The sequence below is a fragment of the Mesorhizobium sp. M5C.F.Cr.IN.023.01.1.1 genome, assembly GCF_003997585.1.
Classification (GTDB): Bacteria; Pseudomonadota; Alphaproteobacteria; order Rhizobiales; family Rhizobiaceae; genus Mesorhizobium; species Mesorhizobium wenxiniae.
The window spans coordinates 1-12,253 of the sequence record NZ_RZSU01000152.1; the positions used below are offsets into that span (position 1 = coordinate 1).

Below are 12,253 nucleotides of genomic sequence, written 5' to 3' on the forward strand. Positions count from 1 at the left end.
TTCCAGGGCCTCGTGACGAAGATTGATCAGACCGAAGATCTCGGCAAACGGCCGCCGGCGGCCGTTTGCCGAGATCTTCGGTCTGATCAATCTTCGTCACGAGGCCCTGGAACACCCGGTTGGCATCTTCGGGCGTGAGCGCAGCCACCTCGGCCTTCGTCACCTGCGTGACGCCGAGAGTCGACGTCGCCAGCCGCTCGATCATGGCTTCCACGGGGCCGCCGGCGACACCGATGCCGGCGGACGTCCTGCGGTCGCGGCTGACAAACACGTAGGGCCGCAGGTCGATGCCGTTCAGCGGCGGGGTGATCGCCGCCCAGCGCTTGACCCACTCGATGTTGGGCCAGTCGGCCATGGGATCATCATCGGCGTCCTTGCCACCCTTCGAGGTCACCTTCCGCTCGAGGATCGAGATGGTCTTGGAGCCGTCAGCGGACGCGTCGCGGGCGATCGCGTTGAACAGTTCCGGGGCGAATCGCTCCGCCAACATCAGCTTGGCCAAGACGGATTGCTTGATATCGTCCTGGAAGCCGCGCTCGCTGGCGATCTCGACGCGCAGGGCCATGGTGTTGACGAAGCGTTTGATCTGCCGGGGATTGCCGTGGGCGCCCTCGGTTAGGATCGGCGTAATCTCCGCCGCAAGCTGCAGGGCGGCATCCAGATCGGAGGGTATGGACCCCAGCCTCGCCTTGATTTTGTCTCGGTCGAAGCCGGTGCCCAGCCAGGGCCGCTGCAAGGCCTTGCGCGCCACCTCGAGCAGGCTCTTGAACTCCACCGAACTGTCGCTGACGCCGGAGGCCAGATAGAGCAGCAAGGTGAGATAGACCAAGGTCTCCGACGCGCCAAGTGCCGGCATGCGGAACGGAACCTGGATCAGTTTTTCCAAGTAGTTGCGCGCGTAGCTTGTAGGCCCCGCCGCCGCCGGGAGATCGGGAAAGTGGTTGCGCACGGCATATTCAATCATGCCCTCGTCAGCGGCGATGACGAACGCCGCGTTCGGCACGAACAAGAACAGGCGGATAGCCTCCAGCGTGGCGATCGCCGTCTGCGGGAGGCATCGATCGAGGTCGTCGATCAAGACGATCAGCCGGTCGACCTTGGCGCGCCCCAGCAGCTCCTCGAAGTCTTCGCGAAAGGCGTGCATCCGTTGCGGCGTCGTCTCGGAAGGTGCGGCCTCCTTAAAATGCTCCGCCGCACCGTCCATGACCTTGTTGAACACGTCGCCGGTCAGGTAGGCCTTGGGATCGCTAATCACCTTGCCCGCGATCGAACCAATCCCCTGGATCAGGTCCGGACCGGGGATCCCGGTCGCCATGGTGAACGCCAGGCTGCCTGCGGTGCGGGCGGCCTTCATCCAGTTGACGGCCTTCAGGACGTCCCAGGCCTTGTCCGCCACCTTGGCGATCCCGGACCTCTCCTTGAGGAGGGCTGCGACGATCGTCTCGATCAGCACCGCCTTCGCGTCGTCGTATCCCTCAAACAGCCAGCCGTTGAACCGGACACACAGGGTGTCTGTCTGTCCCTTGAATGCCGACTCAATCATCAGCAGCGTGCTGGATTTGCCCGCTCCCCAGTCGCCGTGCAACCCGATCGTCAACGGTTCCTTCGACTTCTGCCTGATCAGCTTGACGACCGTTTTAGCGACCGTCTCGTAATACAGGTAGTCGATGGCGGTTTCATTATCCGCGATAATCACGAAATCCCCTCCCCCAAACCCTGGGTATCCTTGCCGTTATAACAGAGTTCAGAATTGCAATCTGTCTCTCGCAATAACCCCCAAAGCACTGAGAGACATGCGCAACCCGCTATTTCGGTCGGCTCAGCAATTAGAAGCGCCGTCTCATGATTTGTCTAGGATTTTTCTTGGGATGATTTGCTTATCCAGGGTCCGTCCGGCGGCTTAAATAGCACTCTCGATGGATACAACTTCACACCAGGCAGCGCGCCTGCGAGTGACCCATCATTCACCGCCACCGGCGTTTTTGGCTCTCCAGAACGGCTCGCGCCGATCAGCGGAGCAAAACCCCATCGATGTGGATGTTCCGTACAATCTTGACCCAGCCGGGGTTCATGCGAACACCGCTGCCGAGATGCGAACGTAGGAAATCCGCCACCTCATCCAAACTGGAGAGGTGGGCTGGATGCACGTTAGATCCAAAGTGATGGCAGGCAAAGTAGCCATCAGAACCGGGCTCGGCCCACGCGGTTACCAAACCGCCAATGACACGTTCAATACGAGCTACAGGCATATTTCCCCCCACCATTTTCTAGGCAACGCCCCACGCCCGACAGCGTCTCCTCACGTCATCTCGCGAACCCCGGTCGTAGATCCTGTTGAGGACGCCGCGAACTGCGGCCACCGGCCAGGCAGCGTATTATTCATCAGTGCCGACGCTAAGCATGCTCTTCCTCGTCGTTGTATAATCCTGGCATGATATCACCTGCGAGTAGCTTCTCCTTCGAGAGCAGTCCAGCGTCCTCGAGGGCTTCGAAATCCGGCAGGTCGCGCAGCGTGTCGAGCCCGAACTCCAGCAGGAATTCTTTTGTCGTCACATAGGTGTAGGGCGCGCCCGGCGTTGGGCTGCGCGGACCGGAAGCGATCAGGCCGGCACCGCGCAGATGACCAATAAAATCGCGACTGATCTCGTTGCCGAAGAAAGACGACAGTTCGGCGCGGGTGATCGGCTGGAAGTAGCCGATGCACATCAGCACCAAAACCTCCGACTGCGTAAGGTCGGCCGTCTTCCCACTTCCACCTACAGCAGCACGGATGGCGTCTGCATAGGCAGGCCGGGTCAAATGTTTCCAGCCGCCGGCGACCGAAACCAGATCGTAAGGGCGGCCGCGCAGCTCCTCGCGGATGTCGTCGATGAGAAGATCAATGCTGCAGCTTTTCCCGACGATGCGGGCGAGCATTTCGCGGTCGACCGGCTCGCTAGCGGCGAAGATCGTTGCTTCGACCCGGTGCATCCATTCACGCCAACGCGCTTCCGGCGGCAGATGATCCAGTTCCCGGTCAAACAGCTGGTCAGCTGATCGACGGTCATCTGGCCGGCTCCCTCCTCGCCTACGTGCACTCTCCGCCATTGTCTTCACAGCCCGTAGATGCGGAAGGTAGCGCGGCCGGACAATTCACGCACGGCACCGAGCTCGACCAGCCGGTCGAACAGGCGGCGCAGGCCGCGATCGCTCATGCCGGCGATTTGTTCTGAGGCGACGATCGCGTCGTCAGAGAGCAGCTTTTTCCACGACGACGTCCGCCGCCTTGGCCCTGAGTTTCGGCGCAACCGCAAGCAGCCGGTCCGCCCGGCGCTCAAGTTCGGCGAAAAGATCAATGGCGCGCAGCGCAGCGCGCGCCTGCGCGGCCAGCAGGCTTTTGGCCCAATCGGCTTCCGTTTCGGCGCCGGCAGCCAGAGCGGCAGTCACTGGTCGACGCGCCCGGCACGTACCCACAACTAAGGTCGCTTTGGCGCCCAACAAAGGGATTGCATGTGTCCAGCCTAGCCGCTGCGCGAGCAAGACATCGGCAAGCCAGGCTCCGAGAACGCGCCGGAGGCCGTAACGCTCCGCGGCCGCGAAGGCCCCGACCAGCGTTTCGACCGTGCCGGTGTTGGCGGCAAGCTGTCGCAGATCGTCCGTCAGATCGCTGACCGCCTCATCGTTGAGCGTGAGACCTAGATCTTCCAGCACCGCCGCGACATTTTTCTCCGTTAGCAGATCGTCCGCTGGCCGAGATGCCAGCCGCCGCCAAGCAAGAAAGAAAAGGCCGGCGGGACCGACATTGCCGCCCGGTCTTGTGAGCAATACGGCATCGCGCAAGGCCGCTTCGTCCTCGACGCGCCCTGCCTGCCGTGCCGTGACCGCAGCCGCCGAAAGCGCCAGGCGCTGCCGCCAGGCGCCGGCCCACCGCTCCTGCCGGCGGACCACCGCATCGAGCGCGCCGATGGCGGCGCCGGCCGTGACTGCAATGTCCTCGATGCCTTGTCCCGCAACCGTTTGGGTGTCGAGGGCGGCCCCGCGCAACCCAGGTCGGCACCGTTGCCATCGGTGCGATCGAAGAGGCGCCGCCAAGCACGCCACGGCGAGACAGAGAGGGGTTGGGTCGCAGAATCATCGCAAGCACGATGAGTCATGACGGCGCTTTTAGCAATCTATTTGCGCAGAAAGCGCTGTGCTTGTCGGCATCATAAAACGAATGATAATGTTGCCTTATCAGTCGTTTAACTCTTCACGAGTTCGTCCCTGCTAACAAGTAAGTCTCGACAGGGCACCTTTTTGCGCAGCCGGACGAAATTCCGTTCGGTCATGTCACGAAACGCTCGGCCCGCTCCTCTGCCGGCCGATGGTCAACGAAATCCCCTCCCCTAGCTGCGGTTGATCTCGGGGTCGTAGAAGCTGGCGCTGCTGACGCCCGACTTCAGATTGTCGGGAACGATCAGCCGGGGAACGCCTCCGAAGAAACGAAACATCCGGACATGCGAGCCGATCCAGTCCGGGAGCGTTTGCGTCCAAGTTGCCTCCGCAAAGGTGAAGCTGGATGCGCCGAGCACTGCCACGAAGATCTCTGCCTCGCGGATCTCACCGGTCTTGCGATCAACAATCGGGATCTTCTTGCCGGAATAGTCGACGAAGACCTTGTCGCCGGCCGCATGCTCCTGGCGCATCATCGGCGAAAGCCGCTGCTCGAAACTGCGAAAGAGTTCGCAGAAGCGGCTAATATGTTCGGCATAACACTTCACCTGTTATGTTGCGGCCAAATTTATGTTGCGTCTCCGGGGGATGAGCCAAGGATGTCAGTGATTTCCTTGGCCCAAGCCGCCACATAAGAAGAACGGCGATGGTAGTTCGCTACAGGGCTTTCAGGAATGCCATTAATGACGGCAGAGATCGCTGCCGTGGGGGCTCTTTCAAGCCGCTGACTTCAACCTTGGCCAACGCCTTTGCCTTCATTTCCAGATCAACCTCGGCGTAGATGTGCGTGGTGTCCAACGACACATGGCCGAGCCAGGCGCGGATCGTGTCGATATCGACGCCGGCACGCAGGAGGTGGACGGCTGTCGTGTGACGAATCGTATGGGGCTGACGCGCTTCGTGGCCACGGCCTGACGCGCTTCGTGGCCGCGGTCGGCACGGTTTTTCTCGCCATGGCGGCATATTGCGTCACGACGCGGTGTATTCCGAACCGTGTCAAAGGTTCCTTCATCCGCCCCAGAAAGACTGCATCGCTCCTATCCCGATCGGTCACGAGGCGAGCCAGCGATATCGCACGACGACGCGACACTTGAGCGGCTGCTGTTTGGCCGTGCCGGTCGTCCGCCGCAAGACCTAAGCGAACCGAACTTTGCGCTGATCGCCAGGGAGTTGAAGCGCAAGGGGGTGACGCTGACGCTGTTGTGGCAGGAGTATCGCGCCGCCAACCCCGACGGCTACGGCTACACCTGGTTCTGCGAGCACTTCGCCGCTTTCGAGCGCCGGACGAGCGCGACATTCCGCAACCGGCATGCGGCGGGCGCGGTGATGCAGACGGACTATGCCGGGCAGACGGTGCCGGTGATCGATCCGGCGACCGGCATCATTTACCCGGCGCACATTTTTGTCGCGGTGCTGGGCGCCTCCAATCTGACCTTCGCCTTTGCCAGCTCCAGCCAGAAGCTGCCGGACTGGATCGAGGGCCAGGTGCGAGCGCTCGCCTTCTTCGGCGGCGTCACCAGAGCGATCGTGTGCGACAACCTGAAGGCCGGTGTCGTCAAGACGCTGTGGTTCGAGCCGACGCTGAACGCGACCTTTGCCGCGATGGCCGAGCATTACGACACCACCATCCTGCCGACCCGCAGCCGCAAGCCGCGCGACAAGGGCAAGGTCGAAGGCGCGGTGCTGATTGTCGAGCGCTGGATTCTGGCGCGGCTGAGGAACCGATCCTTCTTCTCGATCGCCGAGCTCAACGCGGCGATCGCCGAACTGCTCGAGGAGCTGAACAACCGGCCGATGCGCCATGTCGGCCAAAGCCGCCGCGAACTGTTCGGGGAGATCGAGCGGCTGCCTTGAAGCCGCTGCCGGCGGCACCGTTCGAATACGCCGAGTGGAAGTCGGCGAAGGTCCATCCTGACTACCATGTCGAGGTCGACAAGACCTTTTACTCGGTGCCGCACCGGCTGATCGGGCGCACCGTCGAGGTGCGGCTCACGCATCGAGTGGTCGAGATCTTCCACGATCACCAGCGTGTCGCCAGCCATGTCCGTCGCTCACAGCGTTCCGGCCATGTCACCGTCAACGAACACATGCCCAAGGCGCACCAGCGCTACGCCAACACCACGCCGGCCAGCCTGATCAGCAGGGCGGCCAGGATCGGCCCCAACGCCGCCATCCTGGTCGAGCGCATGATGCGCGACCGGCCGCATCCGGAACAGGGATATCGCTCGGCCATGGGCATCCTGTCGCTGGCGCCGCGCTATGGGCCGGAGCGTCTCGATGCCGCCTGCGAGCGGGCGCTGCTGATCAACGCGATCGCCTACTCCTCCGTCACCGCCATCCTCAAAGCCGGCCTCGACCGGGCCAGCTCCGCAGAACCGGCAAAGCCGACACCCCAGACGCCAACATCCGCGGCTCCACCTATTACCGTGAAGGAAAAAGAAAGAATGCTGACGAACCCTACCCTCGACCAGATGCAGGCCCTCGGTCTGGCCGGCATGGCTGCCGCCTGGCGCGAACTGGCCGAACGCAACAACGCCAACGAACTCAGCCGTGACGAGTGGCTCGGCCTGATGCTCGACCGCGAGGTCGCCATGCGGGCCGACAAGCGCGTCCGGAACCGGCTCGCCTCAGCCAGGCTGCGCTTTCCCGAAGCCTGCATCGAGGACATCGACTTTGCCGCGCCGCGCGGACTCGACCGGCGCAGCACCATGGCGCTCGCCCAGGGCAAATGGCTGAAAACTCATGAGAACCTGATCGTCACCGGCCAGACCGGAACCGGCAAGTCGTGGCTGGCCTGCGCCTTCGGACGGCAAGCGGCACGGCTCGATCATTCCGTGCTCTATGTGCGCGTGCCGCGCCTGTTCGAGGATTTGGCGCTCGCTCGTCTCGATGGCCGCTTCCCACGCCTCATCGACAAACTCACCCGCGCGCAACTGCTCATCCTCGATGACTTCGGAACTCACAGCCTCACCGACCAACAGCGCTTCCATCTGTTCGAAATCGTCGAGGAACGCTATCGCCGCAAATCCACCCTGATCACCGCCCAGCTCCAGGGCGACGCGGGCCTTCCGTAACGAGACGAGCAGCCGCTCCAGTAGGACTTCATCCAATTCGGATGCTAGGCCCGAAACGCCGGTCGTGCTCAACGATCCGGTCCTGTATCGACACTACGGTTTCATAACGAGCTACAAGGCTCGTGAGGACTTCCTGATGATCGGAGGTCATACGCTGCCCGTTCTGGGCAAGGAGCGGGCATCAAGCTTAAGGCGTTCATAAAGAACGGCCTCATCGAACTCGCCGTCCGAGAACAGTGCCATTACGCTCACGCTCAGGCGCTCCGCCTGCATGCTACTAACGGAGATACCTGCCTCGGCGCAGACACGATCAAAGACCTGCTTCAACAAAGCCAGGTCGCTGGGATAGGCAATGCCACTCATTGAGCTGGTGTTACTGACCATAGCTGTTCCTCCCATTAGGGCGGAAGGGTGGCCGTCGCTCAACGGCGATGCCACATGTAAATCGCCGATGGAAGCAGGCTACTCCGATTCATGCGGAGAGTCTGGGAAAGGGCTGCTAGAGTTCTGCTCACCGAAGTCGCGCCTCCCGAGACAGAACCCAAGCAGCGATCCTTGGTCAATTCCAAGATATCAAGAGTTGGAAACGTACCAAACAGAGGATGGGGATGTTTGGTATTCAGTGAGGCGCTTTCTATGGACACGCTCAAGTGGCTTCTCAGCTGCTGAACTGCGGCATGCACTAAATCGCCACCTGTGTTCCGATCTCGACGACGCGTCCGGTCGGGATCTGGAAATATTCCGTTGCGTCGGCCGCCGTGCGCGCCAGCCCGATGAACAGCTTGTCCTGCCAGACCGGCATGCCGGAATTGGGCGAGGCCTTGAGCGAGCGCCGCGACAGGAAGAAAGAGGTCGTCATGATGTCGAACTTCCAGCCCTGCTTGCGGCAGATCGCCAGCGCGCGCGGGATATTGGGCTGCTCCATATAGCCGAAGGTCAGCGTCACCCGCATGAACAGCTCGTTGATCGTTTCCATCTTGACCCGGTCACTGTCGGGCACGACGGGTTGTTGCGCCGTCACCACCGAGAGGATGACATTCTGTTCGTGCAGCACCTTGTAGTGCTTCAGGCTGTGCATCAACGCGGTCGGCGCGCTGGCGGGATCGCTGGTCAGGAACACGGCCGTACCGGACATCAGCTGCGGTTTCCTCTTCAACAGATTGCCTGCAAGGGAATCGAGCGGAATCTCGTTCCTGCGCGTCTTGTCGAATAGATACCTGGTGCCTCTTATCCAAGTCCACATGGTCATCACGATCACTGCGGCAATGGCAAGCGAGGCCCAGCCGCCTTCGAATACCTTGACGATGTTGGCTGCAAAGAAGCCGGTATCGATGAAGACGAACACCGCCATTAAGGCTATCGCGACGCCGAGCGGCCATTTCCAGATGCGCGTCATGACGACATAAAGCAGTATGTTCGTCACCAGCATGTTGCCTGTCACCGAAATGCCGTAGGCCGAGGCAAGCTTGCTGGATTCGCCAAAGCCGACCACCAGCAGCATCACCACGAGCGCCAGTAGCATGTTGACGCGCGGCATATAGATCTGGCCGGATTGTCTTTCCGACGTATGCAGGATTTCCAGGCGCGGCAGCATGTTGAGCTGCACTGCTTGCCTGGTCAGCGAGAAAGCGCCGGAGATCACCGCCTGGCTGGCGATCACGGTCGCCGCCGTCGCCAGCACCACCATCGGGATAAGCATCCGGCCTTCGTTCATCTCGAAGAAGGGATGACCGACGACACCGCCATTCGCCAGCACGAAGGCGCCTTGCCCGACATAGTTGAGCAACAGGCAAGGAAACACGATGGCCAGCCAGGCAAGCACGATCGGCTTGCGCCCGAAATGGCCGAGGTCGGCATAGAGCGCCTCAGCGCCGGTGACGGCGAGAAAAACCGCACCAACCGTGACGAAGGCGACTTCGGGCGAGTTGATCAGGAATGACACGATATAATGCGGGCTGATTGCCAGCAGGATTTCCGGGTCGTCCATGATGTGGTTGAGGCCGGAAAGGCCGATGGCCAGGAACCACAGCGCGGTAACGGGCCCGAACACCAATCCTACGCCGCCGGTGCCAAACCGCTGTACCGCAAACACGACCGCCAGAATGGCCAGTGTCAGCGGCACCACATAGGGCTGGAAGGTCGGCGTGACGACATTCATACCTTCGACCGCCGACAGCACCGAGATCGCCGGCGTAATGACTGCGTCGCCGAAAAAAAGCGCCGCGCCGACAATGCCGATGCCGAGGATCACCGCCGAGCGCGTCGGGAAACTGTTGCGCGCCAGCGCCATCAGCGACAGCACCCCGCCCTCGCCGCGATTGTCGGCACGGAGCACGAACATGATGTATTTGATGGTGACGGTGATCGTCAGCGACCAGATGATCAGCGAGAGTACGCCGAGGATGTCGCCACGGTTGGCGACGTTGCCACCGGCCGATGCGTGCAACGCCTCTCGGAATGCATAGATCGGGCTGGTGCCGATATCGCCGTAAACCACGCCCAACGCGCCCAGCATCAGCACCTTGGTGCTGTGCTGCTCGACCTCAGAATGGCTCGATTGTTCGACAGGTTCTGCCTCGTTACCAGCATTGGTAAGGGCCATGGACGACACTCCCATAAGCGGGCGGTGCTCTACGCTTGCTGCACTGCAATATCAAGTGCCGTCACGTAATGTCTGCGTCTCGGTATTGCCTATCGCTCGTCGGCTTCGCAGACTCGTCAGCCCCGAAGCGGCTTGGGAATTTTTGCGAGACTACGCTGAAGCTCCGGGAGCAACGATGCCCCGAGCCAGTATCGGATTAGGTCGATGCTCGGGCGCGCGAGCTCAGATGCCGAGAGCTTAAATTAACGCTGTAGCCGTGTAACAGACTGTGTAACAAATGCCGCGAAAAGTTCAATATTTTCAAGGACGTAAGCGTCAAGTCGAAAGACGCTCTCGCCGCCATCTTCAAGTGGTAAGGGCGATCAGATCTCGGGGAAATTGGAGGCAGCAGCGGACCTGCGACTTGCTCAACGCTCCGCTTCTGAGATAAGGTTGGGATGCGATGGCATTGAGCGAATAGAGCGATTTCCGGGAACCGAACCAATCCACAGAAATATTTTGTTGGTATTTTTGTTGGCTATCCCTGCTCTTGTGTGGGCGTCAACTATTTGGAAACAAAGCCAGATTTCCTTCGCTTCGAATCCGCCTCTGGGCACCACTAAATTCTCCAAGGAAATCAGCGCTCTAACAAGTGGCAAACTCTGCCACTTGATCGATTTCATGTCGCATCATGTTGCAAACGGCTACCGTTGATTTCCAAGGGCTTCCTGCCACTATCGGCAGGTCCACGCGACATGGATGCAACATGAAGGGATGACGGCGACCTATGGGAACTATGCTAGAGAATCACATCGCTTGGATGAAAAAAGAGGTCGCCAGCCTCACTGATCAAATCCGCATCATCGAAGAAGGCAAAGCCCGCTATTATTCACGGCACGACGACGGGCCACAGGTGGAGATGACCCAGACGTTTCTGGCTGAAAACAAGCGATCGAAGGCCGAACTTGAAGAACTTCTGAAGCAATACGAATAGGCACCGTCGCGGAAAGGCGGGCACAGAAAAAGCCCGCCACCGTGAGGCAGCGGGCTAGCAAGTGGAAATGCTTTTCCGGTTGATCAGTGCCGCCCAGCGGGGGGCATCGAGAAATTCAAGGAATGCGTTTGCTACTTCAGTGGCGCTCGCGTCGGTGCGGATTGTGTCACAGCCCCGAACAATCGCCGCTGCGATTTTCAACATGTCCGATCGACTGCCGACAAGTTTGGCCACCAGCGAGTTCTCCGGAGATTTGTCGTGGATTGACCGGCCAGACGCTACGAGCAGCAGGCGCATATTGTCGCCAATAGCCTGTAGCGGGAGTGCGCTGGTGACAAAAGTGTTGACAAGAGCCAGTGGCTCGACGGTGGGAATCTCCACGCCAGGGAACAGTGCGGTGCTCATTCCCCGTGCCCTCTTCCAGTCCATGTGATTTTGCTGACACTGGGTTCTGACAAAATTCCTGATCGTTTGGAAATCTTCGCCTCGGGCGCACATCTCTTTGACAGCGGCGATGATCGCTAGAATTTCTATCCTCAATCGGTGCGCCTCTTCCGGCGGCTACACCTCGACAATCAGCCGCCGCTGTTCGGCAACCGCCACGTTGAGCGCTCGCGTCGAAGCCAACGATCCTGACGTTTTCTCAGCCTAAAGCGCGGCTGGCTCCGCATCGACAGGCTGCCCGCGATGTTCGCGGCGCTGATCGCGGTCAGGTCATGACTCAGGCAATCTCGATCTCGTCGGCAGGACCTTCGCCACCGTTGCCGAATCCGGCGTTAACATTGCCGCTATTGCCCGCCGTTGTCAGCGCGCGACGCTGCCGCTGCCTCCGACGCTGCCGCTGCCGCTGCCGTCAATGCTGCCGCTGCCGCCGATGCTGCCGGTGCCGCCGACGCTGCCGGTGCCGTGGTCGCCGACGCTGCCGCTGCCGGCGATGGTGTCCCTACTAGCTGTGCCTGTCGGATGGCCCTCGCCATTGGTGAGCGGCGGGCACACGCGACATGGCTTCCCCGCCGAGATCTGGCGCTCAATCGCCTGCGCAAACGCTGGAACGGTCGCCGTTGAGCCGAAAAATGCACTTGCAATCAGCACCATACCGGTGCCGGCGAGGAGATGATGGATGGTTTTCATTGTGTTGCTCCCTAAGATTTTCACCTTGGGTTAACAATTGAAACTCAGAGCTTGTTAAATCGGTTCCCTGCCATGTCGGTCTTAGGCGGGCCGTGGCCGGAAACTGGCCGTTTGGCAAGCGCCTGGGGTTGATTTTGAAACGCAGGCGAGCCGCTGGACGCGATCTCGCCCTTGGCTGGTCTTATGGACCGGGATGCGGCTCCCGCGCGTCCTGACGCGCCGTAGGACTCGCCAATCGCCCATCCTGCGCCAGTCTGGTCAGCCGCGCATCGTCTTCGATCC

11 protein-coding genes and 4 pseudogenes are annotated in these 12,253 nt (G+C 60.8%); 3 read left to right on the top strand and 12 right to left on the bottom strand.

The window, feature by feature from the left end:
* From qatA to EOA78_RS37525, 7 genes and pseudogenes are all read right to left on the bottom strand, one after another.
* Nucleotides 1-1,696, bottom strand: a 1,696-nt coding sequence (qatA, locus tag EOA78_RS32535; RefSeq protein ID WP_127319535.1) for a Qat anti-phage system ATPase QatA, incomplete at its 3' end; no start/stop codon positions are given.
* 698 nt (nt 1,697-2,394) lie between these two features.
* Nucleotides 2,395-3,087, bottom strand: a complete 693-nt coding sequence (locus tag EOA78_RS32540) for an SMC-Scp complex subunit ScpB (RefSeq protein WP_091600266.1) — start codon at nt 3,085-3,087, stop codon at nt 2,395-2,397.
* Between the two features lie 5 nt (nt 3,088-3,092).
* Nucleotides 3,093-3,194: a DUF1403 family protein gene (locus tag EOA78_RS37995; RefSeq protein WP_329608780.1), complete on the bottom strand. Its 102-nt coding sequence runs from the start codon at nt 3,192-3,194 to the stop codon at nt 3,093-3,095.
* Between the two features lie 34 nt (nt 3,195-3,228).
* Nucleotides 3,229-4,023 carry a DUF1403 family protein gene (locus tag EOA78_RS32545; protein ID WP_329608779.1) on the bottom strand — a complete coding sequence of 265 codons (795 nt, stop codon included), beginning with the start codon at nt 4,021-4,023 and terminating at the stop codon, nt 3,229-3,231.
* Between the two features lie 344 nt (nt 4,024-4,367).
* A pseudogene (locus EOA78_RS32550) lies at nt 4,368-4,715 on the bottom strand (IS21 family transposase); the annotation flags it as partial.
* 133 nt (nt 4,716-4,848) lie between these two features.
* Nucleotides 4,849-4,989, bottom strand: a complete 141-nt coding sequence (locus EOA78_RS37520; protein WP_236473399.1) for a hypothetical protein — start codon at nt 4,987-4,989, stop codon at nt 4,849-4,851.
* A gap of 27 nt (nt 4,990-5,016) precedes the next feature.
* A pseudogene (locus tag EOA78_RS37525) lies at nt 5,017-5,154 on the bottom strand (hypothetical protein); the annotation flags it as partial.
* A gap of 63 nt (nt 5,155-5,217) precedes the next feature.
* On the opposite strand from EOA78_RS37525, the pseudogene istA reads away from it, so the two are divergent.
* Nucleotides 5,218-6,619, top strand: a pseudogene (gene istA, locus EOA78_RS32560) (IS21 family transposase); the annotation flags it as partial.
* Between the two features lie 16 nt (nt 6,620-6,635).
* A pseudogene (locus tag EOA78_RS32565) lies at nt 6,636-7,238 on the top strand (ATP-binding protein); the annotation flags it as partial.
* 174 nt (nt 7,239-7,412) lie between these two features.
* Here EOA78_RS32565 and EOA78_RS32570 read toward each other — a convergent pair.
* From EOA78_RS32570 to EOA78_RS32580, 3 genes are all read right to left on the bottom strand, one after another.
* Nucleotides 7,413-7,649 carry a hypothetical protein gene (locus EOA78_RS32570; RefSeq protein ID WP_091600251.1) on the bottom strand — a complete coding sequence of 79 codons (237 nt, stop codon included), beginning with the start codon at nt 7,647-7,649 and terminating at the stop codon, nt 7,413-7,415.
* A gap of 298 nt (nt 7,650-7,947) precedes the next feature.
* Nucleotides 7,948-9,867, bottom strand: a complete 1,920-nt coding sequence (locus tag EOA78_RS32575) for a potassium transporter Kup (protein WP_091600265.1) — start codon at nt 9,865-9,867, stop codon at nt 7,948-7,950.
* A gap of 407 nt (nt 9,868-10,274) precedes the next feature.
* Entirely contained in the window at nt 10,275-10,529 is a 255-nt protein-coding gene (locus tag EOA78_RS32580) for a hypothetical protein (protein WP_127319537.1), read from the bottom strand.
* Nucleotides 10,530-10,666: 137 nt separating this feature from the next.
* Between EOA78_RS32580 and EOA78_RS36290 the strand changes: the two genes are divergently transcribed.
* A complete protein-coding gene (locus EOA78_RS36290) occupies nt 10,667-10,840 on the top strand; it encodes a hypothetical protein (RefSeq protein ID WP_164784037.1) in 174 nt (57 codons plus the stop codon).
* Nucleotides 10,841-10,894: 54 nt separating this feature from the next.
* Here the strand turns inward: EOA78_RS36290 and EOA78_RS32585 are convergent, their stop codons facing one another.
* Entirely contained in the window at nt 10,895-11,245 is a 351-nt protein-coding gene (locus tag EOA78_RS32585) for a hypothetical protein (RefSeq protein ID WP_127319539.1), read from the bottom strand.
* Between the two features lie 399 nt (nt 11,246-11,644).
* Nucleotides 11,645-11,971 carry a hypothetical protein gene (locus EOA78_RS36295; RefSeq protein WP_164784038.1) on the bottom strand — a complete coding sequence of 109 codons (327 nt, stop codon included), beginning with the start codon at nt 11,969-11,971 and terminating at the stop codon, nt 11,645-11,647.
* Nucleotides 11,972-12,253 lie beyond the last annotated feature (282 nt).